This is a genomic window from Croceimicrobium sp., assembly GCF_965228705.1.
GTDB lineage: Bacteria > Bacteroidota > Bacteroidia > Flavobacteriales > Schleiferiaceae > Croceimicrobium.
Genome location: NZ_OZ245832.1, coordinates 3,174,973 through 3,200,814, shown reverse-complemented (window position 1 = coordinate 3,200,814; position 25,842 = coordinate 3,174,973). Strand labels below are relative to the sequence as shown.

The following is a 25,842-nucleotide window of genomic DNA, read 5'->3' as shown; positions in this document are numbered from 1 at the left end:
AAGCCTTTCCTAAGTATTATTTAGCTAGAAATTACAATCCAATAGCAGATAAAGAACCGGATTGAGAAGCCCAGGTATAACCGAAGCTACCAGTGTGACCAACAGTATTAGCGTTCTTGGCTACCTCAGAAAGGATAGACATATCAGCACCTTTGAATACACTGTCAACTGGCATACCACCTGAAGTAAGAGTGTACTCCCAGTTAGCATTGTTTCCAGTTCCATCACCAGCGAAAGAAGAAATACCGTCCATGTAACCAGTGCTCCATCCGTAGAAGTATACATTAGATACACCAGCATTGGTATTATCATCCCAGTCTACTAAATCAGAGATAGCAGAACCAGCATATACGGTACCGTTGTTGAATTGGTGAGTACCACGGTTCAAAGAACCTTCAGGTCCGTCTAATTCGAAAGCCGATCCGTCAGGAGAAACGATAATGAAATCTTCGCAAGTACCGATCCAGTCTTGGTCAGTATCCAAACCGTCATCACCACAGTTCCAGATTAAAACGTTGTTTAAGCTTACAGCGCCACCGAACCACTCGATACCGTCGTCTTGGTTAGCTACGATTTCGATGTGATCGATAGTAGTTCCTGAACCAACACCACCCATGGTAAGACCGTTGATTTCGTTACCATCACCGATGTTAGCACCACCGTGACGGATAGATACGTAAGAGAAAGTACCACTGTTGTCAGCGTCGTTGCTTCCACCGTAGATAGCATCTACAGAAGTAGGAATACCTTCGATTTGTAATTCAGATACGTCATCACCATTATCGTTAGAAGCAGAAATTTTAGCTTCACCTAAGATGATCACACCACCCCAAAGACCGTTGTTAGTTGGGTCCATGTTTGGAGAAGCAATTTGACCTGGCTTAATGTCGTCAGCAAGAGTAGTGAAGATGATAGGCTCGGTAGCAGTACCTTGAGCGTTGATCATACCATCACGAGTAACGATTAAAGCAGAAGCGAAAGCACCTGAACCAGGAGAAGCTTTGATAATAGTACCAGCATCGATGGTTAAAGTAGCATTACCGGCAACTAATACACGACCGTCTAAGCGGTAGATCTTATCTTTAGACCAGGTAACATCGCTGGTGATAGTTCCAGAAACAGGAACTACTTCAGTAGAACCGCTTCCGCCATTATTGTTAGTATCAGTGCTATCGTCCTCACAAGAAGTAAGAGCGATTGCTGCGAAAGCAGCCATTGCGAAAAACTTAAATTTTTTCATCGGAGAAATACTTGTTATTTGTTGGCGGCAAAGGAACAAGCACCTTGTTAAGTTGAAGTTAAGCGAGCTTTAAGGAACTTTAGGATTCGAAAGAATCTCCAATGTTAAGAAGATGAATTTCCAAGTATATGAAATTCAATTAGTTAAACACATTAGTTTAAGATTAAGACTTTCCTTTTTAAATTAACGAATTGTTAAGCGGTGAATCCCCCTTGGCTTAATCGCTATTTTTACACCCGATTTTCAATGCTGATCCAATGAATAACAGCGATTATACCATTTTACTGGTCGATGACGAACCCGATATCTTGGAGTTCGTAAGTTACAATCTGATTAAAGAAGACTTTAAAGTAATCACCGCCTCCGATGGAGAAACGGGATTAAAGAAAGCGAAAAAAGAAAGCCCACACCTGATCCTGCTGGATGTTATGATGCCCGGCATGGATGGTATTGAAACCTGCGATCAAATTCGCAAGACTCCCGGGCTGGAGGGCACCTTAATTGCCTTTCTAACCGCTCGTGGAGAAGACTATTCGCAAGTAGCCGGTTTCGACGCCGGAGCGGATGACTACATTACCAAGCCTATTAAACCCAAAGTACTTATCAGTCGTATTAAGGCCTTATTACGCCGTTATGGACAATCCGTACAAAACGAATCCATACAGCAGTTTGGCAACCTAAGCATAGACCTTGATAAATACCAGGTTAGTTTAAAAGGTAAGAAGCTGGATCTCCCCCGCAAGGAATTCGAATTATTGAGTCTCTTGGTTTCCCGTCCCGGCAAAGTTTTTCATCGCGATGAAATCCTGGATAAAATTTGGGGTAATGAAGTTGTGGTTGGTGGTCGTACCATCGATGTACATATCCGTAAACTACGTGAGAAAATTGGCGATAAGCTGATTAAAACCGTAAAAGGAGTAGGTTATAAATTCGAGGCTTAATTGCGATTGGATAAACCCGGCATATTAGCTTTTATCATTGCCCTGATCCTGGGTATAGCTGTTCTGACTGCCTTTTCGGCTTTACAGGCGAGCTATGGCTTTGAAGGCGGCCCTACTTACCTGCCCTGGTTATTGGGCCTATCCCTCTTTGTTTTGGCTTATTTTATGATCCGACTGGGGGTAGAGCAATTTGTCTACAGCAAGGTTAAAATCATCTATAAGAATATCCACGAGCTTAAAATCGGTTCCGAAACCGAAGAAGAAGAGCTGGCGCGATCTACCGATTTAGACCGGGTAACCAAAGAAGTTTCGGAGTGGGCCACCCAAAACCGTAACGAAATTGCCGAACTCCGTGAAAGAGAAAATTTCCGCCGCGAGTTTATAGGTAATATCTCCCATGAGCTTAAAACCCCCATCTTTAATATTCAGGGCTATCTCCTTACCTTATTAGATGGAGCTATCGATGATCAGGAAATCAATCGACGCTATTTAAAACGAGCCAATAAGTCGGTGGATCGGATGATCAATATTATTGAGGATCTGGAAGTAATTGCGGCCCTCGAATCGGATCGGGTGCAAATCAACTACGAAAGCTTCGACCTTACGGAATTGGTAGAGGGAGTTTTCGAATTACTGGAGGATAAAGCGCATAAAAAGCATGTTCAGTTTAAGATTAAAAAAGAATTGGACCGCCCTTTAAAAGTCTTGGCAGACCGTGCGAAAATTGAGCAGGTTCTAATTAACCTAATCGGAAATGCCATTAAATACGGCAATGAAAATGGTCAGATAGAAGTGCGCTTCTTCGATATGGATAAACATATCTTAACCGAAGTAAGTGACGATGGTATTGGAATTCCTCCGGAAGATGTACCGCGAATATTCGAACGCTTCTATCGGGTAGATAAAAGCCGCAGCCGCGATGCCGGTGGCACCGGTTTAGGCCTATCGATTGTAAAACACATTATCGAAGCCCACAAGCAAACCATTAATGTGCGAAGCAGCGAAAACAAAGGCTCTACCTTCTCCTTTACTTTGAAAAAATCTTAAACAAATCCTCCGGTAGAGCAAAATCCTGTGGCTCCGGAAAGGGCAAGGCCAGAGCTTGCTCTAATTGAGCTGATAATAAAAGATCATCTTGCTTAACGGCCATATAGCCCTTCTTTTTAGCATGCCGTTTCGCCAAATATTCCTGTTCACTTTGGCCGGGTGTGGGCACCAATAAAGCGCGCTTACCTAGATAATAATAGTCCATCAAAGAGCTATAACCGCTACGGCTAATCACCAAGGTACTTTGGGCTATTAAGGCAGAAAGGTCCATCCGCCCCAAGCGATCATATACTTTAAATTTCTGATGATAGCGATCCGGGCAAGCCCCATTAATTCCGCGTACCAAAACAGTGGAATCCGGAAGTGCATCGGCCTGCTCAAATAAACGTCGCTCGAGAATACTTCGCTGCGGCTCTGGCCCACTTAGTATGATCAAAACCTTGTTTCCATCGGTAGGTCGGCGCTCCAAGGTACTTAGGGGGCCGATAAAACGCTTCTTGCCCAAGCCTGTGCTGAGGCTGCCACTCAAACTTCGGTTCTGATCATCAGGTATCCAAAGCTCACTAAACTGACGATAATAAGAACGATGACTCGCTGCCGCCATTCGGGTTAAGGAACCTGCCTTTGGGCTTAACTGATGACTGATATAGGCAGAAGGATAATCGGGATGGGAAAAGCCCAAACGATTGTCGGAAATAATTCCTGCTGGTTTCAATTCTTCTGCCCAGATGCGCAGGATTCGCCTTTCGGCGGAAGCGGCTTTAGCAATACGCGGCAAGCCCGAAACTAAGCTGGGCCATTGTCGCGAACTTTTTGAATAGCGCACTTCATAAGACGGTAATTCGCGGTATTCGAGATGCGGAAATTCTTCCTGAAGCCATTCTCCTGCCACTCCATCAGAGGCTAAAAGGGGCTCAAAACCGGCTTCTTCTAAAGCTCGAATCACAACACTACTGCGGCTTGCATGGCCCAAACCCCAATTTAACACCCCATATAGCACCCTTCTGCTCATGGGCGCAATTTCTGAAAAGGCAATCAATTACTTTTGCAGCATGGCACGAAAAAAATTAGAACGCTTCGAAGAGAATGCCAAAATGAGGCATGTAATCGAACCCAGTCGCCAACAAGTGCTTGAAGGTTTGAGCCTGCAGGGCAATTGGGGCCAGCGTATTTTTGGCAATGATAATCCCATCGTTCTAGAATTGGGATGTGGCAAGGGTGAGTACACTGTCGCTCTGGCTAAGCGCAATCCTAATGTAAACTACATTGGGATAGATATTAAAGGAGCGCGTATTTGGTATGGAGCTAAAGAAGCGGAAGAAGCAGGACTAAAAAATGTTGCCTTCCTCCGCACTCAAATTGAGCTTCTGGACCACTGCTTTGATGGTGGTGAAGTGTCAGAAATTTGGATCACCTTCCCCGATCCTCAAATCAAGCATACTCGCATAAAGCATCGCTTAACGCATCCTAATTTTATGATGCGCTATCAATATATACTTAAAAGCAAAGGCCTGCTACACCTAAAAACCGATAGTGAGTTTTTACATGGCTATACCATTGGCTTGTTACAATTAATGGGCTTCCCTATTCACCGGGTTTATCACAATATTGATAAGCAAGACCCACGCAACAATGAACCGGTTTTAAAGGAGGTGCAAACTCATTACGAACAATTGTTCCGCGAAGAAGGCAAAGCCATTACCTATATCCGTTGGAGCTTTGAGTGATTTCTACAGCCGTGTTTATGCCGTTTGCCGCCATATCCCTGAAGGAAGGGTGAGCTCCTATGGGGCTATTGCCAAATTCCTGGGTGCTGCTCGCAGCAGTAGAATGGTCGGTTATGCCATGAACAATAGCTTTAATGAACAAGGAGTGCCTGCACATCGGGTGGTAAATCGCCTGGGCATGCTGAGTGGAAAACATCATTTTCCAGGGAGTACCCTAATGCAAGATTTACTCGAAAACGAAGGCGTACCGGTTTTAAATGATCGGGTTCAGAATTTCGATCAGTACTTTTGGAACCCGGCAGATCATCTGGACCCTAATGACTTTTAATATGGCTGGCATTCTCTACATCGTCCCTACCCCTATTGGCAATCTTGATGACATGACCTTTAGAGCCATACAATGTCTTAAGGAAGTGGATTTAATCTTAGCTGAGGATACTCGTACCAGTGCCAAACTATTGCGCCATTTCGAGATCAGCACCCCGATGAAGGCCAATCACATGCATAATGAGCATCAGAAAAGTGCACAATATGTAGAGCAGATTCTTGCGGGACATAATGTAGCTTTGATTAGTGATGCCGGCACGCCTGCCGTATCTGATCCGGGCTTTTTAATGGTACGTGAAGCACTGCAAGCCGGTATTGAGGTAATCTGTTTACCGGGGGCCACCGCCTTAATTCCCGCCCTGGTGGTAAGTGGATTGCCTGCCCATAATTTTAGCTTCGAAGGTTTTTTACCGCCTAAAAAGGGACGTCAAACTCGATTAAAGAAACTCGCAGAGGAAGAGCGTACTATCATTTTTTACGAGAGCCCTCATCGCATTCAGCGCACCTTGCGTGATCTGATGGAGCACTTTGGGGAAGAACGTCCTGCCAGTTTAAGTCGTGAAATATCTAAGAAATTTGAGGAAACTCGACGAGGTACCTTATCGGAGCTAAGCGCTTCTTGCGAGTCGCATCCGCCGAAAGGCGAACTCGTACTCTGCGTAGGAGGAAAAGCATAAAAAAAGGCCCGCTCAATTGAGGGGCCTTCAATATCTTGAAAGAAAGTGGATCACACTTTCATGATTTCGGCTTCTTTCACTTCTATTGCGGAATCCACCTTCGTTACATTCTTATTGGTTAAAGCCTGAACTCTTTCTTCAGCGTCCTTTATCAGGTCTTCTGAGATACCATCCAGATCTTTAAGCATATCATTGGCATCCTTACGAGCAGAGCGAATGGAAACTTTAGCTTCTTCTCCTTCTGCTTTGGCGCGTTTCACCAATTCACGACGACGATCCTCGGTAAGTGGTGGAATATTAATGATTACTACTTCACCATTATTTTGAGGATTAAAGCCCAGATTGGCGTTCATAATGGCTTTCTCAATTTCCGGAATCAGAGCCTTTTCCCAGGGCTGTACGGATAAAGTACGGGCATCGGGAGTAGACACATTCGAAACCTGTGATAAAGGGCTCATGGAGCCATAGTATTCGACCATTACTCCTTCGAGCATAGCCGGGTTAGCGCGACCGGCGCGGATTTTCAACAGTTCCTTGTCCAGGTGCTGCAGGGATTTCTTCATACTGTCCCCTGCCTCGCTAATGATCAGATCAATATCTTCCATTTGGGAGCTTTGGATTAATTGGCTACTAAGGTACCTACTTTTTCCCCTTTGAGGAGATTGAGCAGATTGCCTTCTTTATTCATATCAAAAACAATAATGGGCAGGTCGTTTTCTTTACTCAAAGTAAAGGCGGTCATATCCATTACATTTAAGCCCTTTTCATATACTTCCTTGAAGGAAATAGACTCGTATTTCACGGCGCTATGGTCCTTCTCAGGATCGGCGGTATAAATGCCATCAACGCGGGTTCCCTTCAGGATTACATCCGCATCCACCTCGATTGCTCTTAGAGTAGCAGCTGTATCGGTAGTAAAATAAGGGTTACCGGTTCCGGCTCCGAAGATTACCACACGGCCTTTTTCAAGGTGACGTGTAGCACGACGACGGATATAGGGTTCCGCCACTTTATTCATTTCAATGGCGCTTTGCAAGCGGGTTTTAACGCCTTCTGCCTCCAGAGCGCTCTGTAAAGCCAAGCCATTAATTACGGTAGCCAACATGCCCATATGATCTGCCTGGGTACGGTCCATGCCTTCGCTGGCTCCTTTTAATCCGCGGAAAATATTACCGCCGCCAATAACGATGGCCACTTCCACTCCTAATTCCACAACCGATTTTATTTCGGTGGCATACTCTTTCAGGCGATCGCCATTAATTCCGTATTCCTGATCCCCCATAAGGGATTCACCACTTAATTTAAGAAGTATGCGTTTGTATTTCATGCGGTCAAAATTGGGAGTTCCCGCAAAGATACAAGGATAGTAGCGAAAAGATCACGGCAATTTTAGAGTTTATTAGCAGAAAAATGTGCCTTATTTGGAAGCTTCTTAAACGAAAAAAGCCGCCTCGGATTAAGCGAGGCGGCTTTTAAAATATCAATGATTTAAGCTTATACGCCTAAACCTACGCGTTTGAAAGAAACGGCCTTCAAGTCTTTATCTTCAGACTGTAAGTATTTCTCTACGCTCAATTTATTGTCGCGGATATAAGCTTGCTCTACCAAGGTATTTTCCTTGTAGAATTTGTTCAAGCGACCTTCAGCGATTTTTTCCAACATTGCTTCTGGCTTACCTTCTTGGCGAGCTAATTCCTTACCTACTTCCAACTCACGGTCGATAGTTTCCTGATCAACACCGGTACGATCCAAAGCAACAGGATTCATGGCCGCAGCTTGCATGGCCACGTTTTTACCCGCTTCAGCAGATTCTTTACTTAAACCTACCAAGGTGGCTAATTTGTTACCAGCGTGGATATAAGAGGCTACGAAAGGAGCTTCCACCACTTCGTAAGAACCAATTTCCAACTTCTCACCGATCACACCAGTTTGTTCAACCAATTTTTCGGCAACAGTCATATCGCCCATATTGGCAGCCAAAAGACTGTCTTTATCGGCAAATTTATTTTCTAAGGCCAGGTTCAAGATGCTTTGTGTAAGCTCTACGAAGCTGTCGTTCTTAGCTACGAAGTCAGTTTCACAGTTTAAGCTTAAAACTGCCCCAAAGCTGTTATCGCTATTGCTGCCAGCCAATACACAACCTTCTGTAGCTTCACGGTCGGCACGTTTAGCGGCCACCTTTTGACCTTTCTTACGCAGGATGTCGATAGCTTGTTCGAAATCGCCCTCGGCTTCAACCAAGGCTTTTTTACAATCCATCATTCCGGCTCCGGTCTGTTTTCTGAGTTTGTTTACCTCAGCGGCGGTGATTTTAGCCATTGTATCAGATATTATAGTTGATTGTCTAAAAAATAAGAAAGGGATAAAAATCGCTTTTCACCCCTTCCATAGAATTAATTCCTTGTTATGCTTAGGTGAAATTAAGCTTCCTCTTCAGAAGTTTCTTCTTCAGAACCTTCAGCTTTAGCGGCAGCTTTTTGAAGTTTGGCGTCTTTAGCCTTATTCTTCTCTGCTGAACGCTCAGCCAAACCTTCGCGGATGTATTCGGTGAATTTACCTACCATGATGTCGATAGACTTGGTAGCATCGTCATTCGCCGGGATCGCAAAGTCCACTTCGGTAGGATCCGAGTTGGTATCTACGATAGCAAAGGTTGGAATACCTAATTTTTGCGCCTCTTTAACGGCAATGTGTTCTTTAGTAATGTCTACGATGAACAAAGCTCCAGGCAAACGGGTCATATCGGCAATGGATCCCAATTGCTTGTCAAGCTTAGCACGTTGACGGTCGATTTGCAAACGCTCACGCTTACTCAAAGTCTCGTAAGAACCATCTTCTTTCATACGATCGATGTTTTGCATCTTTTTGATCGCTTTACGGATGGTAACGAAGTTGGTAAGCATACCTCCAGGCCAACGCTCGGTGATGTAAGGCATATTTACATCAGAACCGTTTTTCTCGATGATATCTTTCGCTTGCTTCTTGGTAGCTACGTATAAAACTTTACGTCCGCTTGCAGCAATCTTTTGAATCGCTTCGCCAGCGTGTTGCAATTTAGCTTGAGTCTTATACAAGTCGATAATGTGGATTCCATTACGCTCCATGAAAATATAAGGAGCCATGTTTGGATTCCATTTGCGGGTTAGGTGACCGAAGTGCACACCCGCGTCCAGCATTTCTTTTACAAATTGATCTGCCATGAGATAATTAATAGTTTACATTCACTAATTCAACTCTCCGGTGGGCACCTTTAAAAAAGGGCACCCGAAGAATTTGGATACTAAACCCAAATATTTTTTAACGCTTAGAGAATTGGAATTTCTTACGCGCTTTCTTCTGACCGAATTTCTTACGCTCTACCATACGTGGATCACGAGTTAATAAGCCATCAGGCTTTAACTGTGGACGGAAATCAGGATTGATTTCACATAAGGCGCGGCTAATACCTAAACGTACTGCTTCTGCCTGACCGGTGATACCACCTCCGTCAACATTGATTTTTACATCATACTGACCAGTAGTTTCGGTAATGGCGAAAGCTTGCTCAACTTTGTAGTGGAGCGCAGGAGTATCGAAATAATCCTTGTAGTCTTTCTTGTTTACGGTGATCGTACCTTTTCCTTCTTGCAGGAAAACGCGCGCTACGGAAGTCTTTCTTCGGCCGATAGTGTGAGTCACAGACATTCTTCCTTGTTATTTAATGGTATTGATATCAATTTTTTCTGGCTTCTGAGCTTCGTGTGGATGCTCAGTTCCAACAAAGGCGTGAAGGTTACGATACAATTCGCTTCCCAAACGATTTTTAGGCAACATACCTTTCACCGCGTTTTCGATCACCTTGATAGGATTTTTCATCATCAACTCGGCTGGAGTAGTGAAACGCTGTCCACCAGGATACTCAGTGTGACGAACGTATTGCTTCTCGGTAGCTTTTTGACCGGTCAAAACAACTTTATCGGCATTAAGCACGATTACATTGTCACCACAATCTACATGAGGAGTAAAATTGGGCTTGTGCTTTCCGCGCAGTAAAAAGGCAATTCTGGAAGCCAAGCGACCTAATGTTTGCCCTTCAGCGTCAACCAGAACCCATTTTTTATCAACGGTTTGGCTGTTGGCCGATACCGTTTTGTAACTCATTGTATTCACAACTACCTAATATTTAAATCGTTATCTTTCGAACACATAACCCTCCAAAAAGGGGCTGCGAAAATACAACAATAATTATCAATCTGCCAAACCTTATTAACTATAAATCGTTGAAAATTACCTGAATATTTTCGGAACCCAACGAATCCCGTTGCAAAGCGTATATATTTGTGCACCGATTTCCAAAAATTTTCATTTAATGAAACAAATATTTCTGCTCACAGCCCTGTCTTTCTCAATATTGGCAGCGGCTCAAAGCAAGTCTGACCACAACCACAACCCTGATAAATGTGAATTTGATCATTTCTATCAAGAGTCTTTAGAAGATCCACAAACTTTAGAAGAGATCAAAGCTGCGGAGCAGAGCATTTTCGAAATCGCTCAAAATTTCAAATTGGAGAACGCGCTCCAGAAAAATGCAGGTACCAATACCATTGTATATACTATTCCGGTAGTGGTGCATGTAGTTTATGCTACTCAAGCCGATAATATTTCGGTTCGTCAAATTGAAGATGGCCTTCGTGTTTTGAATGAAGACTACCAACGCCTTAATGCCGATGCCAGCCAAACTCGTTCTATTTTCCAGGGCGTGGCTTCGGATATGCAAATCGAGTTTAAACTCGCCAAAAAAGATCCTCAGGGAAATTGCACCGATGGTATTACCCGTACCCAAAGCAACACCTCTTTAAGTGGCACGGAGTCTGCCAAAATTGTAAAGTGGAACCAGGAACGCTATCTCAACATCTGGGTAACGCGTCATGTATCTAATACAACCCCTCAAGATCCCGGTGGTTATACTTTGGGGTATTCCTTTTTCCCACGTACCAATAAGGTATCAGGTGATGGAGTAATTCTTCGTCACGACCAAATGGGAACCATCGGTACAGCGGCCGGCAATAACAGCGGTGGACGTACCCTAACGCATGAAGTAGGTCACTATTTGGCCCTGCACCATCCCTTTGCTGGTTCTTGTACCGGTATGGGTGGCGCTAATCCAGTGGGTCTATTAGGTAATGCCGCCCAAGGTGATTACTGTGATGATACCCCTCCGGTGGCTCAAAGTAACTTTGGTTGTAACTTCGGAATTAACAGCTGCTCTAACGATTCTCCTGATCTGGTAGATCAAATTGAGAACTACATGGACTATGCGGATTGCCCCAACATGTTTACTGAAGATCAGAAAGCTCGAGTGCATGCCGTATTAAGCAGCAGCTCACTCCGTGGTACTCTTGTTTCGCTTTCCAACCACACTTTTACCGGATTGAACAATCCTCCTCCCTGTACTCCTATTGCGATGGTAGAGGCCGAAAAAGAAGTGGTTTGTACTAATGATACCGTGCAGTTCTACGACATTTCTGAAGAAGGTGATCCTACTTCTTGGAACTGGTCCTTTCCCGGTGGAACCCCAGCTACCAGTACTTTGGAAAACCCCACCGTGGTTTATGCCAATCCCGGAACTTACAGCGTAACATTAACGGTAAGCAATAGCGCTGGCACCGACAATGTTACTTATACCGACTTCATTCACGTTAAGAATTCTGCCAATCCTTTCTTTACCACTACCTGGACAGAAAGTTTTGAGAATGGAACTATCCCTCAGGTGATGACCGCAGTAGACGGTGGTGATGGCAATACCTTCCAGCCCTATACCAATGGAGGCTCGCATCAGAATATGGCCCTGATCTTACCTCGTGCTAACAATTCTTTAGGTGAATTAGACGAATTGATTTCACCTGCGATTAATACCGCCAATGGTAATGATCTGAATCTTTTCTTTGACTTCGCTTTTGCGGCTACTGCCAATGATAATGAAGATCAGTTAGAGGTTTATGTTTCCCGCGATTGTGGCAACACCTGGATTCGTCGTCGTTTTTATAATGGCGGTCGTTTACGCACCGTTGCCAATACCACCGGAAACTTTGTACCAAGCGCTGCAGGTGATTGGGCTACCGAAACCATTAATTTTAATGCCTATATCGGGCCTAATCCTATCCTGATCAAATTTGTATTTGAGAATGGCGGCGGTAATAATTTCTACATCGATAATATCCGCTTTGGCGAAGGTACCGATGTAAGCATCGAAGAGTACAATGCTGCCGACATGGCCATTTACCCGAATCCCAGCCGTGGTCAATTAAAACTCAGCTTAAGCGACCTTCAAGATCGTGATCTGCAATTAAGTATTGTCGACCTGAGTGGTAAAAGCGTATTCGAAATGGACTTGCACAGCGAAGGCCCATCTTTGGATCAAGAACTGAATCTGGATTTGAATTCAGGGATCTACCTGGTTCAATTGAAAGGTGAGAACACTCAAATTCAGGACAAGCTCATTATTGAGTAATCCTTGAATATTGAAAACATAAAAAGCCTTCTCGGTTCAACTGAGAAGGCTTTTTTTATGCTTTTAAAATAAGATTCCTGTTAATGCGCCTCCAACCAATTGGCACCGAATCCACTTTCTACTAGCAATGGTACTTTGGTTTCAATGGCATTTTGCATCAAATCGGTGATAATGGGCGTCACCGTTTCCAATTCCTCCTTAGGTGCATCAAATACCAATTCATCATGCACCTGCAAGAGCATGCGGGTTTTATAATCCTTAAGAGCCGCATCAATCTTAATCATGGCGATTTTAATGATATCCGCCGCAGATCCCTGAATCGGTGCATTTACCGCATTGCGCTCCGCATGGCCGCGCACTACTGCATTGCGACTATTAATGTCTTTTAAATAGCGACGACGACCCAGCATGGTTTCTACATATCCTTGCTGACGCGCCAATTCTTTCTGGGATTCGATATAATCCTGAATGCCGGGATACGTGCGGAAATAGGATTTGATAATATCCGAAGCTTCGCCGCGACTTAAACTGGTTTGCTGACTTAAGCCAAAGGCACTTACACCATAGATGATTCCAAAGTTCACCGTCTTGGCATTACTTCGCATTTCGCGTGTAACATCCTCCAAAGAAACCCCAAAGACTTTAGCTGCGGTGGCCGCATGAATATCTTCCCCATTGATGAAAGCCTCCATCATGGTTTTTTCCTCACTCAATTCTGCGATTAAGCGCAATTCGATCTGACTGTAATCCGCCGCTAAAATCACATGATTGTCGTCGCGAGGAATAAAGGCCTTACGAACTTCTTTACCTCTTTCGGTGCGGATCGGAATATTCTGCAAATTGGGATTATTGCTACTTAATCGCCCCGTGGCTGCTACCGCCTGATTGAAACTGGTATGCAAACGCTGGGTTACCGGACTCACCATTTCGGGCAAGGCATCTACATAAGTACTCTTCAGTTTAACACTTTGGCGATAATCCAAAATCTTCTGCGCTATCTCATGCTCCCCGGCCAATTCTTGCAGAATATCTTCTGAGGTAGAATACTGTCCGGATTTGGTTTTCTTCGGTTTATCCAGCAATTTCATTTCAGCAAAGAGGACATCGCCCAATTGCTTGGGTGAAGCTATATTAAACTCGCTATTGCCGGCTAAATCATGAATTTCTTTGTCCAAACGGAGGATATCTTCCGCCAATTCATTCGAGAGTTTTTTAAGTGCCTCCCGATCCAGGTTTATACCTTCCATCTCCATATGAGAAAGCACCTTCACCAAAGGCGTTTCGATATCCTTTAATACTCTGGCCGTAGAATCATCACCCAATTTTTCTTTGAAAATGGCCGCTAATTGCAGGGTAATATCTGCATCCTCACCAGCATATTCCGCCACCTTCTCGGGCTCCACCTGACGCATGGTCTTCTGATTCTTACCCTTCTTGCCTATTAATTCCTCGATAGACTGGGTTTCGTAAGCCAAATAGGTTTCGGCCATGATATCCATATTGTGACGCATATCCGGATTAATAAGATAATGTGCCAGCATGGTATCGAAAATGGGGCCTTGCACCTCAATATTGTAATTGGATAAAACCGAGATATCGTATTTCAGGTTCTGACCAATCTTCTCAATTTCTTCGTTTTCAAAGAAAGGTCGGAACTCATCAATAATCGCTTGCTGCTCGCCTTCCGGCAGATGCACATAATAAGCAAAGCCAGGACGATAGCTCAGGGCTAATCCCACCAATTCGGCTTCCCGCACATCGATGGAAGTGGTTTCGGTATCAAAACACACCGCTTCTTGCTTAAGCAGATTGGCCAATAATTCTTTCCGTTCCTTGGGATGCGTTACCAATTGGTACAAATGCTCCGTATTGGATAAGTTCCGCGGACCGTCACCAGCATCCGACTCGGGCTGTTCCGTGGGCACCTGCGCAAATAAATCGGTTTGACCACTGGCATCTGCTTTCGCTTTGGCCTTAGGGGCGGATGCGCTAGGGCTGATGCTTTCACCTAAAACCCTTTTGGAGAGGGTACGGAATTCCAATTCACTAAAAAGCTCTTTGATAAGCTCTTCATCGGCCGGATCTTTCTTAAAGTCACCTTCATGAAACTCAATGGGGGCATCAATTAAGATGCGGGCCAATTTCTTGGATAACAATGCTTGTTCTTGATTGTCGCGAATTTTTTCGCCCAATTTTCCTTTAATCTCCTCTGCATGCTCATACATACCTTCCATACTTCCGTACTGCTTTAGAAGCTTGGAAGCTGTTTTAGGTCCCACTCCGGGTATTCCCGGGATATTATCTACCGCATCACCCATCATGCCCAGATAGTCTACTATCTGATCTACATTCTCAATGTCAAATTTTTCGCAAACTTCCGGCACCCCCCAAATTTCCGGTGGATTGCCACTGCGACCCGGACGGTACATAAAGATGTTTTCCGAAACCAATTGTCCGAAATCCTTATCGGGTGTCATCATATACACCTCATAGCCCTTTTGTTCGGCTTGCTTAGCCAGGGTGCCAATTACATCATCGGCTTCATAGCCATCTACGCCTAAAAAGGGAATGCGAAAAGCCTCCGCTACTTTGCGGATATAAGGAAAGGCTACCTTAATACCTTCTGGGGTCTCATCGCGTTGTGCTTTGTACTCCGGATACTCAATATGGCGAACTGTTGGTTGAGGCGTATCATAAACAATAGCAATATGCGAGGGATTCTTTTTTTCGAGAATTTCGAGCAGCGTTACGGTAAAGCCGAAGATGGCCGAGGTATCCAGACCCTTGGAGCTGATGCGCGGATTATTTACAAAGGCAAAATAAGCCCGGTAAATCAAAGCATAGGCATCCAATAAATAAAGGGTAGGCTTAGAATCAGACATTTGGAAAATTCTTTTAAGACGCCCTAAATTAGCATTATTCAATCAAGACCCTGATCTTTTTTCGGAATGATGGGTTAGACCTAAAAATTTATTCTGTGCTCTTTCGAATTTTAATCCCCGTGCTCCTTATGAGCGTGGTTGATATTTACGCTTATCAAGCGGTACGCACCCTTACCAAAGATCAAGTTTGGGGGCGATATGTATACTGGGGTTTATCCATTGCCTTTTTGGTTTTACTGGTGCTGGTGATCATCAATTTCGATCGCTCCGCCGGGCCGCAACATCCTCTCTTCAAAGTTTTCATGGGTAGCTTCGTCCTGCTCTTTGTGCCCAAACTAATTATTAGTGCTCCCCTTCTCATTGAGGATATTGTGCGCATCATCGTAGGGATTAGCGGGAAAATTATTAGCTCTACAGAAGGAGAACCTTTTATTGCTTCACGCCGAAAGTTTGTAAGTCAGATGGCCCTGGCTTTGGCCGCTATTCCCTTTGCCGGAATCTTACACGGCATCTTTAAAGGGAAATACAATTATCGGGTTATTAAGAAGACCCTCTTCTTCCCGGATTTACCCGATGCCTTTGACGGCTTCCGCCTGACGCAAATTTCGGATGTACACAGCGGTAGTTTTGATAATCCTGAAAAGATCGCCTATGGTATTGATCTCATCAATCAGCAAAAAAGTGACCTCCTATTATTTACGGGCGATCTAGTAAATAATGTGGCGGATGAAATGGAACCCTGGAAAGAAGTGTTTTCCCGCCTTAGTGCGCCCATGGGTAAGTTCTCCATATTAGGAAATCACGATTATGGCGATTATGTAAACTGGCCCTCAGCCGAAGCTAAAGAAGCCAATATGCAAAAGCTCTATCGCACCCATGCTGATATTGGTTTTGATTTACTTCGCAATGAAAATCGAGTGATCGAAAAAGATGGGGAGCGCATCCGCCTGGTGGGAGTTGAAAACTGGGGTAAGGGTTTTGCCCAACATGGCGATTTAGAACTGGCTCTTAAAGACACTTCTGATCAAGACTTTCACATCCTGATGTCCCATGACCCTTCGCATTTTGATGAAGTGGTAAAAAAGCATCCCAAGAAAATGTCCCTTACCTTAAGTGGTCATACGCATGGTATGCAGTTTGGCATCGAGATCCCTGGCTTCTTCCGGTGGAGTCCGGTTAAATACCGCTACCCCAAATGGGCTGGCCTCTATGAAGATGCCGGTCGTTACCTCTATGTAAACCGTGGTTTTGGATTTTTAGCCTTCCCCGGAAGAGTGGGTATTTGGCCGGAAATTACCGTATTGGAATTAAGGAAAGGAAGTAGCAAAGGCGAAGGAAATAGCTAATTTGCGCTGCCGGTGAATACCCTCCTATGAAAAAATCATTTAGCTCCTTGGCTATATTAGTATTGTTCCTCGCTTGTAAAAAAGAAGAAACAAGCCCAATCAGTCAAAACAAAGCCATACCCCCGATAGCGCAATATCTGAACGGGCGTTTCAATTTGGGTAAAATCTATTATGAGGGAGAGGTACGCAGCCCCTTGGGAACAGAGAATTTAAGTGCTTTTGGTGATAGTACACATGGGTATTATCACCTTTATGCAGATAAATCCATGCTTGACTATTCTCTAAACACCTACATACAACTAAGTGTTTTAGGGCAGGCTGTTGATATTCCCTTAGAGGTTGGAGACAGCATTTCTGTGGTTTACGATAGCGACACTTCCTTTGTAATTGAAGATCCTAAACTAGGCATCATGCGTTACGTACTGGGTAAACAATGGGCTGATAGTTGCCGATTACACACCTCCTATGAAGATGATACCGTTGGCTTTATTTTAGATCTTGATTTGGAAATTTACTTGTATAAGCCTTAAATACCCAAGGCGTCGCAGTCTTTGCTTGGAATCTCCACCTCGATGGTCTCTCCATACTTTGCCAGGATGTTCAAGCGCTCCGCCACATCCTCGCCAGAATAGGTGATTTTCACATCGTAGTACTTCCCATCCTCCACCGCGGTAGTTTCAAATCGTAAAGAATTTTTATTCTCCTTGGTTACGATATGTACCGGGGCTAATGGATAATCAGCTGCACCTGCTTCTTTAACATATACCTTAGTACCTACTGGAGGATACAGTAAGACATTCGGTTGATTCGCACAAAAGGCATTATAATATCCTACAAAGACATCAGATGTTGGTTCCAGAGTATATACTACAGTATCGCTGGTACTATTCCATTGAACACTGATGCTATTGCCACTTCCGGCCGGATTTCTACTGCTAAAAATTCCACTCCCTGTAAGCACCTCCATAAAAGCTACAGTTGGATTAACCCGAGCATACAGAATCAATCCTGGATCTAGTTTGATATCAAAAGCCGCATTAGCTGTGCGGTTTAGAAGCTTACTATAGGTTCCATCATTACCGGTAAACTCTGCTTTAAAGTCGTTATATAGCATGATGTGCCCGGAAGTCTTCACTTTAATGTGCAAGTCGGCCTGATTATTGGCCACATTGGTAAAACTCTTGGATGAGAAATTATCCAGCTCTACACTAATAAACTTGCCAGCTGAATCTTTCTGAACCACTTCAGTCCCAAGGTATTTCCAGAATTGATCTTTTTCATCAAAGGAAATCACATCGATTGAGTCCCCTTCTGCATAGGTGGTTAAAGTAAAGGGATTTGTTACCTCTGGGATGTTCATTCGGGTAAAGAGAGTTCCTCCTTGCAGGTATTTCACTTCTTTCCCATCCACCGAAAGGTTAATATCCAAGCGAGGCATAGGACCAATAAAACTGCGGGTTACCCTACCGTTTATTTCCATATCCTGAATAAGAGAACTACCGGGTAGGGAGAGCGTACTATTATCACTGTAAGTATCAAACCCCAAAATCTCAACATCCAAAGAAGTGCCACTAATGCTGTTTCCTTCGCGATCCAAAAAGGTAACTCCTGAATCCAGAGCCAGGCTAAAACTGGCTGGCAGAGTATCACTTTGGGTATTAAAATCAAATCGAATTTCATCAGCTAGACTAGCATTATTATTTAGACTGGCCATCGAGCTCTGTGTTCCCAAACCATTCATATTGGGATTATCGGGTAAGAGGTAGATGATTTCCTGGGAAAAATATTCCTCTTCATCCACCTGTATGTAGAAAGTTTTCGGACGAAATCCATCAGCATCAACCTGCAGGGTGAAACCAACCGGATGATCTGTTTGGGGTTCCAAAACCAATCGATTTAAAATTAGGGCTACTTCTCCCCGGTTAAATTGATAATTACGTGAACCGTCAATCACATACACTTCGCCAGCATCGGCACCACTAAGGCTAAACTGTGCATTACTATTTAACACCTGATTGGGAGCACTAAGATCGCACAATTGGATACTAATGGCATAATCATAAAAGTCGGGGCTAATATGGACCACCACGTCATCTGTAGGGTTCTTACAGGCCGTAAAACCAACTAAAAGAATTAAGGCAAAAAATGGACGCAATGTCATAGTCGAAAGTTTAAAGCCAGGTTAAGGAAAGGCCACCAACGGTATGCACTTAAATTATTTTCCAATTTGTCGGCTTCCTGTGCCGTATTTTCAAGCATGCGGGTCGCCTCCATTTGAACCTTGGGGGCGCCCCAATAATAGGTCCCTACTTCAAGACGTAAACCAGCTCTTCGTTTGGGCCTGCTCCGGCCAAAAGCCACCCCGAATTGAGGCATCCATTTAGCAGGAAGAATCTGGACATCAACATATCCTATTTCTTCGCCCTCGAAATTGAGCTCTCCATACTCCACGGCCTCCGGGTACAGTCCTCTCCCCTGCATTCGATTAGTAAAAGCATAACTAATACCCGCGAAAAAATGAAAAGAAGAAGCTTCGTAATTAGGAAAATAATCTAATACCAGAGCAGTATTCAACAAGTCTAAATTACCTATGGTACGTAATGTTTGGCCGCTAAAATCAATATCCAAAGTAAGATCTTCCACTCGAATTCCACTGAGCTCTGCTCTCACGCTTAATTCGGGAATAAAATGATACGAAACTTGTGCAGTTAGTCCTTTTAGACCTGCTCCAAAGCCTAAACCCCAGCCTTTGTTAAACATTACAGCTTGAGGCTTTGCGGTCGCAGAATCCGCATTTTGCGCAAATGTTTGCCAAGAAAAGCTCAAGGTAAGTACTAAGATTAATAGACAGTTCCGTGTCAAAGCAAAGATTTAAAGCGAAGATAAAAATTATTCATATTGAACCTGTTTTGACATTCCCGCGAATTAATACATTTGAGTTCTGATCCCTACAGTTATGAAAAACATCGGCATTATTGGAGTATTGGTTTTGAGTTTGGCTTTTGCAGCTTGTCGCAAGAAAGATGATGGCAGCAGCAGTCAAGCGCCTTTAACCGGCTTAGCCGCTTTCCTCAATGGTGACTTTGAGGTAACTCAAGCTGATTATAATGGCTCCTTGCAATCTGGTGTTTTAGGGACCATCCCACTTGCGGGTACGGGCACCAATACTTCGGGTAACTACAATTTCGATGCACGCAACAAAACCGTAGATTATCAGGTAAGCAGCACAATGGAGGTTAATCTCTTCGGACAAACCTTACCGGTGCCAATTAATGTTGGCGGAACCGGAGATGTTACCTATACCAGCGACACTCAGTTTATTATCGACGATCCATCCTATGGGCCGATGACCTATAACATCAGTAATAAAACGGAGACCAGTTTAGTAGCTACCACGCGCTACCAGAACGATACCACTTTTGGAACGGTGGACCTTTTATTGGATGTGTATTTGACTAAGAAATAGGTCTTATTCCAAAGGCAAATACTCAAAGCTTACATTTCCTTTTTGTCCTTCGGCACCATAAAAGCCAATAAAGCGCAGGCGGTAAATGGTACCTTCAGCATCTTCGATGAAGTAGATCCAACGATTGCGAACCAAATAGGTTCCTTCATCCAAATCATAGTATTTCCACTCGTGGCCAATTGCTTCGGTTTGAGCTTTGAGTTGATGATGTTGTATATCACTGGCTTTGATGTCTCCAAAGCTTAGGGTGGAATCTGCACTTAAGAGCGTATCGCGATAGGCACGAGCCCATTTTGAATTGATTAAGACTCCCGTTACCGAATAGTCCAGAGTATCGCTGCCATCCCAAAGGCGCTCCATATACTTACAAACATGTAAATCCCATTGATCTTTGGGGGGCTCCAGGCTCAATAAGCTATCTGGATTAGCCAAACTAAGAAACTGATAATTATAATCCGCCTGGGTTTCCACATTCAGGCTTTGAGAATTAGTACCATCCAAATTGGCGAAACGTAATTGATAGGATCCATTTCGGAATTCCTGAATTTGCAATTTGCAATAGCCGCGCTTACGCCCTTGTAAGTCCTGGCCACGATCTATCAAAAAAACCTGTCCCCGTGGATCCTGCAAAGCATCAGTCATCCAGCCTCGATTATAATAACGATTAACCCTTTCAAACTCGAAATCAAAATCGCTGGCTTGAAAAGTGGAATCAAAATTCAAGGTACCAGTGGCCGCCACGCGCATAAATTGGGCTGAATTCACATAGATATTGGGGTTTTGTGGATCGGCCGAAAAAGCCAAATCCCAGGCATCGCGCCGGTTTTTAGCCTTCATGCTATTGCTGCTCAAATCGAAATAGGCCTCAAATTGATAGTCAATACCATCGGCTGAAACCATATCCATCTGACCAATTTGATCGCTCACAAATAGTCCGGGTCGCAATTCCTCTTCCGGTTCGCAAGCCGTCAAAGAAAAGAGCAGTGCTGCAACAAAAAATGTTTTTAATCGAGTTTCCATTGACAACGCAGAAAATAAGTTCGTCCGTAATTGATGGGTAAACTGCCAGCTGCTGTGCTATGAGTGCCCCCATTGCCCGTTCCGCTAACCGCGATATTCCCAACATCAAAAAGATTTTTAATTCCAAGGGTAAGGAGGAAGCGTTGCTTCCAAAAAGCTTTCTGGAGGCTAAAATCGGCCAGGGTATAATCGCTGTAAGTCCGTGTATTTAAATTCCCCTCAGCATCCAGGGCGAGGTCTTTCCTCTCGCCGGTATAATTCATAAACAAGGCTGGCTTTAAATGCCACTTGGTAAATTGATAGGAAATGCTCCAGCGGTATTGTGGGTAAAAATTAAATTGATTGGCGGACGGATCGCTAAAGGCATACTCATTCTTAAGACCTATCCAGGCCATACCCAGTTCAGTGTTCCAGCCCCCCTTCGCCAATCGCCAGTTCCAGTTTAAGCCGGCACTCTGACTGCGGGCTACATTCTGATTGCGATACAAACCACGGGGTTCGGTATCGGTAGGTGAAAGAATGGCGATTAAGCGAATCTCATCGCGAAGGTCATTAAAGAAGAAACGCGCCTCTGTTTGCCAATGCCAATCGGCTTTATCGTAATGATAGCTCAGCCCTAATTGGTAATTATGACTGGTTTCTGCCTTCAAATCGGCATTCCCCAAAATATTATGGTTCTCATCCACGAAAAGGAAATAGAGTTCTTTAAGGCTGGGAGCCCGAAAGCCTTTGCCATAGGATGCGCGCAGAATCCAGGACGGGCGCATCTCCCAACGCAAAGCCAAAGAGGCAATAAGTGGAGCCTCGAAACGACTATTATAGGCATATCGCAAACCGGGTTTTAGGCTTAGAACTTCCCAGGGCTTATACTCTGCCGTTGCGAAGAGAGCCGCATCCAAAATATCCTGTACTTCTCCCTCTATGCGCTTACCGGAATTAAACTCCCAACTAAAATCATAACCTAATTGATAATCGAACTTCTCGGCCCATTTTCGATGGTACATCAGGCGAGAGCTGATTAATTTAAAAATGCTGGTATCCTGAGCATCAGCATCCGGAAATAGCTGTTCGGTTCCCAGATGTAAGTTCCGAATACGACTAAATTTTTGACGCCGGAAATAATTATAGGCCAAAAAGCCTTTCCAGCGCCCGCCTTGCTCCGGGTAATTATGGTAATACAGGGAATGATTGAGGCGGGTGGTAAGATATTCATCATCCAGAGCCCGAGGGTATTTCCAGGCGCCGGTATCTACCGGTACTAGAAGCGAATCAAAAGAACCAATAGCCCCTTTGTTTTTTACCGTTTCCTGAAAGGCATCCAAGCGATAGCGCCAAAGCGAATTACCCTGACGATGCTTAAACTGCAAACTGCCAAAGTATTGTTCTTTAGGATTCCATTGTAAATCCCGGGCCTGCCCATCAGGGTCATAGCCTTGAAAATAATTACGCCCTAAGTCTATACTCAATTGATTTTGAGCATTGAGGGCCCACTGCAAGGAAGCATCTGTATTATAACGACCTACAGACTCCACATAAGCATTGGCATTGCTTTGCCACCTTCGTCTTTGCGATTGCTTGGTGATCAGATTAATCGTTCCGGCCACGGCATCGGTGCCATAAGTAACTGCCATGGGACCTTCTACAATTTCCACTCTTTCGATGGCATTGAGGTTTATCTGACTGAGGTCGATATTGCCATCCATTCGACCAATTACCGGTACGCCATCAATTAAAATTTTCACCTTGGCTCCGCTCATTCCTTGCAGGCTAATTTGGCTCCCTAAAACCCCATCTTCACTAATCCTAAAATTGAGATCCTGACTGAGCAGATCTTTTAAATTGACAGCCGCCTGGTTTTGAATTCTTTGGGCATCAATAATGCGTACTTGCCGCACGGCATTACGACTTAAAGTGGGCGCATTTTGACCGGTTACCACCACTTCTTCCAATTGGCCTTTTTCGGGCACTAAAAAATGTAAGCTCCCTGCTTTTGGATGTGCCTTTTGGTAGGGCTCATAAGAAAGGTGGCTCACCTTAATCCAAAGCAAATCTTGATCTATAAGTTCAACGCGACCTTGAGCATCTGAAACAGTATAGAGGCTATCACCTTCCCAAATCAAGCTTACATGTGCGCCTTCCACCGCTTGAGCCGTATGGGCATCCAAAAGCCTTAAAAAAGAAACTTCCTGAGCCTGTACAGTAAAGCCCAAGAAACCAAAAAGCCAAAGCCAAATGCGCTTTTTCATATGCTGAAAAAGGAGCCCTTAGCAACAGCCAAGGGCTCCAAATTTATTTATCTATTGATCTAGGGTTGAATCAGAATACGGCTTTGTGCTCCGTAGTTTTCGCCTTCAATTTGAACTTGGTACATGCCGGCAGGAACCGCACTTAAATCAATGCGCTGCTCGCTAATCCCAGGCTGTACACTTAAGTTCTCTTGCTTTACCAAGCAACCTTCCATTGAGAATACACGCAGGCTAATGTTTTGACTGGCGTCGGTACTCAAAGCCAGGTTTAAATGATCCTTGGCTGGATTTGGCCATACAGATAGCAATTGCATGGGATTCTCTTCCATACCAATACTGGTCCAGTGCATGATATCTTTATGAGGATATACATAAAGCTCCGCGCCACCAATATCGTTAATGCGTACCGGAACCGCGGCAAAGCTACTCTGAGCGAATAAAGCGATATCCCAGTCGAGGTCAGTGTTTTGAGCTACTTCAGCACGATTGTTCAAGCTGTAATACACCTGTCCATCATTACCTGCACCGAGGCTAATGCTATCTAAAACTCCGTTTACTGTGAAGCTCATATTTCCATTGGCGCTACCCCCGTAGCTTACAAATTCGAGCTCATTGATCTGACCATTCTGATCTTTCACGAAATAGGTAAGGGTATCGAAAACCACCCCGGCAAAAGCATCTTTCCAATCGTAGCCAATGCTGGCGATAGAAGCGGAAAATGGAAAGCTTGTGGTATCTGACAATTGCGCTGTTCCGGCAGCTTGACTTTCAATACGAGCGGTTTGTACTCCACGATTATGCAGTACTCCAGCTACCGGATAAGCCCCAAAGCCTGGGAACATAATTGGGTACTTGGTAAAGATGATATCCCAATCTGCGGTATTGGGTTCCAAATCCTTGATTTGATCATGGTCGATGGAATAGTAGAAGAAATTGCGATCTTCATAAGGATCGCGATCCAATGATTTATATACCTGATTGCTTCCATCCAGATCACTGTAGGTAATAGAGTAAACCCCAGAAGCCAGATTATCGATCGAAATCGCTTTGTATTGACCGCTCACAGTTTTAAGGATGTAGATACTATCGCCCTCAATCAAGTGGCTGGTAATACTGTAATTCCCCCAACCAAAGTCGGTCATATCGCTGGTATCGCGGTAAGCATCAAATGCACCTTGCATCCAGGTTTCATAGGAATTGTAGCGTTGAGACCACTGGGACATCCCCGTGGTATCGAAGCTTTGCGCTCCTAAAATAAGAGAGCCCAAGCCTAAGAAGAGTGTAGTTATATATTTAGTCATGATGGTGTTTTTCTGGAATAAATTAATAAGCTTTCTCGGACTCATTTTCAGCACTCACCCAAGGTGTAGGATTCGCGCTTAGGTAGCTTTCGATGATTGCACGCACCTCTTTTTGAGCTTTCTCGGAGCGGTACTTTTTCTTGGCCATCATTTCATCGCCAAGGTCAAAAAGACGTTGCCATAATTTCTGATCATCTACCATATACTCCAGGTTGATATAATCTTGCTCGCTAAGGATATTGTCCCATACCATGCGTACATCGCGCCAGTACGTTTTGTTAGCCTCCCACCAGATTTGAGCAGCTTCACAACGACTATCTTCTACTTTGAAGTAAGAGTTCATACCCTTTTCCCAAACCAGAATGCTATCACCTTCAGCAGTGCGGATTACCTTGGCATTGTCCAATTCATGTACGTGGCCGGTTTTGGTGATTTTATGCTTGTTATTGCGCAGCATAACATTGTAGTCATCGCGCTTGGTGAATTCACGGCGAGGTAAGGGAGCCGCAACCTGAGATTCCCAGTATAATTTACCATCCACGTCAATCCAGGTGGCATAACCTTCGTAGCGAGGACTATCATCTACCTGATATACCTTTTGGGTCCAGGTACCTTTCGCTTCTTTAGCCGAAATCTCGGTTTTCTTCCACTCCAAATTCTTTTGGTACTGAAGCATAACCAGGTTTTCGTAAAACCAATCCTGGCGCCAGTGCTTAATTACGCGCTCACCACCCGCTACGATCAGCAGATGCTGTAATACCAAATGCGTAGAATCTTCTTCATCTACAAAAATCCATTCCAATCCTTTGGAAGAATAGGGATCATGCAATTGGTAATCCGTGGCATCCGAAAAGGTTTCGGCATACTTGAATTCAACTTCATAGCAGCCACACATCTCTTTGATGTAGCCTTTTTCTTCTTCCGGAGCTTGCGCTGAAAGAATTCCCAGCGAAGTACAAGCTGTAAGCAGAGCAGCGTAAAACTTCTTCATTTTATTTTTATTTAGACTGATTATAAGTTCTGAGCCGGCAAAACTAAAAACCGAAGAAGTCTTAACAAAGTTTATTTAGATTAATTTTAAATTAACTTTTAAACCCATGAATATTAACCGTTTAAGACAGTAATATCCTCC

The 25,842-nt window shown here is 44.1% G+C and carries 24 protein-coding genes; 9 read left to right on the top strand and 15 right to left on the bottom strand.

The genetic code is table 11. The features are described 5' to 3' along the window. Positions 1 to 31 precede the first annotated feature (31 nt). Positions 32 to 1,216 carry a hypothetical protein gene (locus ACO05P_RS14275; protein WP_421751848.1) on the bottom strand — a complete coding sequence of 395 codons (1,185 nt, stop codon included), beginning with the start codon at positions 1,214 to 1,216 and terminating at the stop codon, positions 32 to 34. Between the two features lie 281 nt (positions 1,217 to 1,497). On the opposite strand from ACO05P_RS14275, the gene ACO05P_RS14270 reads away from it, so the two are divergent. Together ACO05P_RS14270 and ACO05P_RS14265 are read left to right on the top strand one after the other, a co-directional pair. After that, positions 1,498 to 2,181 carry a response regulator transcription factor gene (locus ACO05P_RS14270; protein ID WP_421751846.1) on the top strand — a complete coding sequence of 228 codons (684 nt, stop codon included), beginning with the start codon at positions 1,498 to 1,500 and terminating at the stop codon, positions 2,179 to 2,181. After that, positions 2,182 to 3,228, top strand: a complete 1,047-nt coding sequence (locus ACO05P_RS14265) for a sensor histidine kinase (protein ID WP_421751844.1) — start codon at positions 2,182 to 2,184, stop codon at positions 3,226 to 3,228. Here ACO05P_RS14265 and ACO05P_RS14260 read toward each other — a convergent pair. Next, entirely contained in the window at positions 3,209 to 4,240 is a 1,032-nt protein-coding gene (locus ACO05P_RS14260) for a glycosyltransferase (protein ID WP_421751842.1), read from the bottom strand. The two genes, ACO05P_RS14265 and ACO05P_RS14260, sit on opposite strands and share 20 nt — an antisense overlap. A gap of 40 nt (positions 4,241 to 4,280) precedes the next feature. Here ACO05P_RS14260 and trmB point away from each other — a divergent pair, with 40 nt between their 5' ends. The 3 genes from trmB to rsmI are packed head-to-tail and all read left to right on the top strand — an operon-like array spanning position 4,281 to position 5,959. Further along, the gene (trmB, locus tag ACO05P_RS14255; RefSeq protein ID WP_421751840.1) at positions 4,281 to 4,955 is read left to right on the top strand and encodes a tRNA (guanosine(46)-N7)-methyltransferase TrmB; all 675 of its coding nucleotides are present in this window, start codon (positions 4,281 to 4,283) and stop codon (positions 4,953 to 4,955) included. Further along, positions 4,948 to 5,283, top strand: a complete 336-nt coding sequence (locus ACO05P_RS14250) for an MGMT family protein (protein WP_421751838.1) — start codon at positions 4,948 to 4,950, stop codon at positions 5,281 to 5,283. The genes trmB and ACO05P_RS14250 overlap by 8 nt, the downstream gene beginning before the upstream one ends. Before the next feature lies 1 nt (position 5,284). Further along, positions 5,285 to 5,959 (top strand): 16S rRNA (cytidine(1402)-2'-O)-methyltransferase, encoded by a 675-nt coding sequence (rsmI, locus tag ACO05P_RS14245; protein ID WP_421751837.1) that lies wholly within the window; start codon positions 5,285 to 5,287, stop codon positions 5,957 to 5,959. A 50-nt stretch (positions 5,960 to 6,009) separates the two neighbouring features. Here rsmI and frr read toward each other — a convergent pair whose 3' ends face one another. The 6 genes from frr to rplM form a co-directional block, all read right to left on the bottom strand. Next, positions 6,010 to 6,564 carry a ribosome recycling factor gene (gene frr, locus ACO05P_RS14240; RefSeq protein ID WP_421751835.1) on the bottom strand — a complete coding sequence of 185 codons (555 nt, stop codon included), beginning with the start codon at positions 6,562 to 6,564 and terminating at the stop codon, positions 6,010 to 6,012. 14 nt (positions 6,565 to 6,578) lie between these two features. Then, positions 6,579 to 7,286, bottom strand: a complete 708-nt coding sequence (gene pyrH, locus ACO05P_RS14235; RefSeq protein ID WP_421751833.1) for a UMP kinase — start codon at positions 7,284 to 7,286, stop codon at positions 6,579 to 6,581. Positions 7,287 to 7,453: 167 nt separating this feature from the next. Then, positions 7,454 to 8,278, bottom strand: a complete 825-nt coding sequence (gene tsf / locus ACO05P_RS14230) for a translation elongation factor Ts (protein ID WP_421751831.1) — start codon at positions 8,276 to 8,278, stop codon at positions 7,454 to 7,456. Positions 8,279 to 8,379: 101 nt separating this feature from the next. After that, positions 8,380 to 9,159 carry a 30S ribosomal protein S2 gene (rpsB, locus tag ACO05P_RS14225; protein WP_421751830.1) on the bottom strand — a complete coding sequence of 260 codons (780 nt, stop codon included), beginning with the start codon at positions 9,157 to 9,159 and terminating at the stop codon, positions 8,380 to 8,382. 97 nt (positions 9,160 to 9,256) lie between these two features. After that, a complete protein-coding gene (rpsI, locus tag ACO05P_RS14220) occupies positions 9,257 to 9,643 on the bottom strand; it encodes a 30S ribosomal protein S9 (RefSeq protein ID WP_210757257.1) in 387 nt (128 codons plus the stop codon). Positions 9,644 to 9,652: 9 nt separating this feature from the next. Beyond that, on the bottom strand, positions 9,653 to 10,108 hold the full coding sequence (rplM, locus tag ACO05P_RS14215; RefSeq protein WP_210757256.1) for a 50S ribosomal protein L13: 456 nt from the start codon (positions 10,106 to 10,108) through the stop codon (positions 9,653 to 9,655). Positions 10,109 to 10,307: 199 nt separating this feature from the next. Between rplM and ACO05P_RS14210 the strand changes: the two genes are divergently transcribed. After that, positions 10,308 to 12,449 carry a M43 family zinc metalloprotease gene (locus ACO05P_RS14210; RefSeq protein ID WP_421751828.1) on the top strand — a complete coding sequence of 714 codons (2,142 nt, stop codon included), beginning with the start codon at positions 10,308 to 10,310 and terminating at the stop codon, positions 12,447 to 12,449. 80 nt (positions 12,450 to 12,529) lie between these two features. Here ACO05P_RS14210 and polA read toward each other — a convergent pair whose 3' ends face one another. Continuing rightward, complete coding sequence (polA, locus tag ACO05P_RS14205) at positions 12,530 to 15,331, bottom strand: DNA polymerase I (RefSeq protein ID WP_421751826.1); 2,802 nt, start codon at positions 15,329 to 15,331, stop codon at positions 12,530 to 12,532. A gap of 95 nt (positions 15,332 to 15,426) precedes the next feature. Between polA and ACO05P_RS14200 the strand changes: the two genes are divergently transcribed. Further along, on the top strand, positions 15,427 to 16,677 hold the full coding sequence (locus tag ACO05P_RS14200; RefSeq protein ID WP_421751824.1) for a metallophosphoesterase: 1,251 nt from the start codon (positions 15,427 to 15,429) through the stop codon (positions 16,675 to 16,677). A 26-nt stretch (positions 16,678 to 16,703) separates the two neighbouring features. Further along, positions 16,704 to 17,207, top strand: coding sequence for a hypothetical protein (locus ACO05P_RS14195; RefSeq protein ID WP_421751822.1), 504 nt, complete (start codon positions 16,704 to 16,706; stop codon positions 17,205 to 17,207). Here ACO05P_RS14195 and ACO05P_RS14190 read toward each other — a convergent pair. Both ACO05P_RS14190 and ACO05P_RS14185 read right to left on the bottom strand, forming a co-directional pair. Then, positions 17,204 to 18,838 (bottom strand): hypothetical protein, encoded by a 1,635-nt coding sequence (locus ACO05P_RS14190; RefSeq protein WP_421751820.1) that lies wholly within the window; start codon positions 18,836 to 18,838, stop codon positions 17,204 to 17,206. The genes ACO05P_RS14195 and ACO05P_RS14190 overlap by 4 nt on opposite strands. Then, on the bottom strand, positions 18,835 to 19,437 hold the full coding sequence (locus ACO05P_RS14185) for a hypothetical protein (protein ID WP_421751818.1): 603 nt from the start codon (positions 19,435 to 19,437) through the stop codon (positions 18,835 to 18,837). Before ACO05P_RS14185 ends, ACO05P_RS14190 begins: the two co-directional genes overlap by 4 nt. A gap of 196 nt (positions 19,438 to 19,633) precedes the next feature. Between ACO05P_RS14185 and ACO05P_RS14180 the strand changes: the two genes are divergently transcribed. Next, entirely contained in the window at positions 19,634 to 20,143 is a 510-nt protein-coding gene (locus ACO05P_RS14180; RefSeq protein ID WP_421751816.1) for a hypothetical protein, read from the top strand. 3 nt (positions 20,144 to 20,146) lie between these two features. Here the strand turns inward: ACO05P_RS14180 and ACO05P_RS14175 are convergent, their stop codons facing one another. From ACO05P_RS14175 to ACO05P_RS14160, 4 genes are read right to left on the bottom strand one after another with little or no spacing between them, the layout of a single operon-like run. Beyond that, positions 20,147 to 21,163, bottom strand: a complete 1,017-nt coding sequence (locus ACO05P_RS14175) for an HmuY family protein (protein WP_421751814.1) — start codon at positions 21,161 to 21,163, stop codon at positions 20,147 to 20,149. After that, entirely contained in the window at positions 21,148 to 23,409 is a 2,262-nt protein-coding gene (locus tag ACO05P_RS14170) for a TonB-dependent receptor (RefSeq protein ID WP_421751812.1), read from the bottom strand. Before ACO05P_RS14170 ends, ACO05P_RS14175 begins: the two co-directional genes overlap by 16 nt. A gap of 59 nt (positions 23,410 to 23,468) precedes the next feature. Continuing rightward, positions 23,469 to 24,710 (bottom strand): T9SS type A sorting domain-containing protein, encoded by a 1,242-nt coding sequence (locus ACO05P_RS14165; RefSeq protein WP_421751810.1) that lies wholly within the window; start codon positions 24,708 to 24,710, stop codon positions 23,469 to 23,471. A 22-nt stretch (positions 24,711 to 24,732) separates the two neighbouring features. Then, positions 24,733 to 25,701, bottom strand: coding sequence for a DUF6607 family protein (locus tag ACO05P_RS14160; RefSeq protein WP_421751808.1), 969 nt, complete (start codon positions 25,699 to 25,701; stop codon positions 24,733 to 24,735). Positions 25,702 to 25,842: the final 141 nt, after the last annotated feature.

Excerpts from the sequence above, each read along its gene's own strand:
- ACO05P_RS14275 (WP_421751848.1), bottom strand. The coding sequence starts at position 1,216 with ATGGCTGCTTTCGCAGCAATCGCTCTTACTTCTTGTGAGGACGATAGC.
- ACO05P_RS14270 (WP_421751846.1), top strand. The coding sequence starts at position 1,498 with ATGAATAACAGCGATTATACCATTTTACTGGTCGATGACGAACCCGAT.
- ACO05P_RS14260 (WP_421751842.1), bottom strand. The coding sequence starts at position 4,240 with ATGAGCAGAAGGGTGCTATATGGGGTGTTAAATTGGGGTTTGGGCCAT.
- trmB (WP_421751840.1), top strand. The coding sequence starts at position 4,281 with ATGGCACGAAAAAAATTAGAACGCTTCGAAGAGAATGCCAAAATGAGG.
- rsmI (WP_421751837.1), top strand. The coding sequence starts at position 5,285 with ATGGCTGGCATTCTCTACATCGTCCCTACCCCTATTGGCAATCTTGAT.
- frr (WP_421751835.1), bottom strand. The coding sequence starts at position 6,564 with ATGGAAGATATTGATCTGATCATTAGCGAGGCAGGGGACAGTATGAAG.
- pyrH (WP_421751833.1), bottom strand. The coding sequence starts at position 7,286 with ATGAAATACAAACGCATACTTCTTAAATTAAGTGGTGAATCCCTTATG.
- tsf (WP_421751831.1), bottom strand. The coding sequence starts at position 8,278 with ATGGCTAAAATCACCGCCGCTGAGGTAAACAAACTCAGAAAACAGACC.
- rpsB (WP_421751830.1), bottom strand. The coding sequence starts at position 9,159 with ATGGCAGATCAATTTGTAAAAGAAATGCTGGACGCGGGTGTGCACTTC.
- rpsI (WP_210757257.1), bottom strand. The coding sequence starts at position 9,643 with ATGTCTGTGACTCACACTATCGGCCGAAGAAAGACTTCCGTAGCGCGC.
- ACO05P_RS14210 (WP_421751828.1), top strand. The coding sequence starts at position 10,308 with ATGAAACAAATATTTCTGCTCACAGCCCTGTCTTTCTCAATATTGGCA.
- polA (WP_421751826.1), bottom strand. The coding sequence starts at position 15,331 with ATGTCTGATTCTAAGCCTACCCTTTATTTATTGGATGCCTATGCTTTG.
- ACO05P_RS14195 (WP_421751822.1), top strand. The coding sequence starts at position 16,704 with ATGAAAAAATCATTTAGCTCCTTGGCTATATTAGTATTGTTCCTCGCT.
- ACO05P_RS14190 (WP_421751820.1), bottom strand. The coding sequence starts at position 18,838 with ATGACATTGCGTCCATTTTTTGCCTTAATTCTTTTAGTTGGTTTTACG.
- ACO05P_RS14185 (WP_421751818.1), bottom strand. The coding sequence starts at position 19,437 with ATGTTTAACAAAGGCTGGGGTTTAGGCTTTGGAGCAGGTCTAAAAGGA.
- ACO05P_RS14180 (WP_421751816.1), top strand. The coding sequence starts at position 19,634 with ATGAAAAACATCGGCATTATTGGAGTATTGGTTTTGAGTTTGGCTTTT.
- ACO05P_RS14175 (WP_421751814.1), bottom strand. The coding sequence starts at position 21,163 with ATGGAAACTCGATTAAAAACATTTTTTGTTGCAGCACTGCTCTTTTCT.
- ACO05P_RS14170 (WP_421751812.1), bottom strand. The coding sequence starts at position 23,409 with ATGAAAAAGCGCATTTGGCTTTGGCTTTTTGGTTTCTTGGGCTTTACT.
- ACO05P_RS14165 (WP_421751810.1), bottom strand. The coding sequence starts at position 24,710 with ATGACTAAATATATAACTACACTCTTCTTAGGCTTGGGCTCTCTTATT.
- ACO05P_RS14160 (WP_421751808.1), bottom strand. The coding sequence starts at position 25,701 with ATGAAGAAGTTTTACGCTGCTCTGCTTACAGCTTGTACTTCGCTGGGA.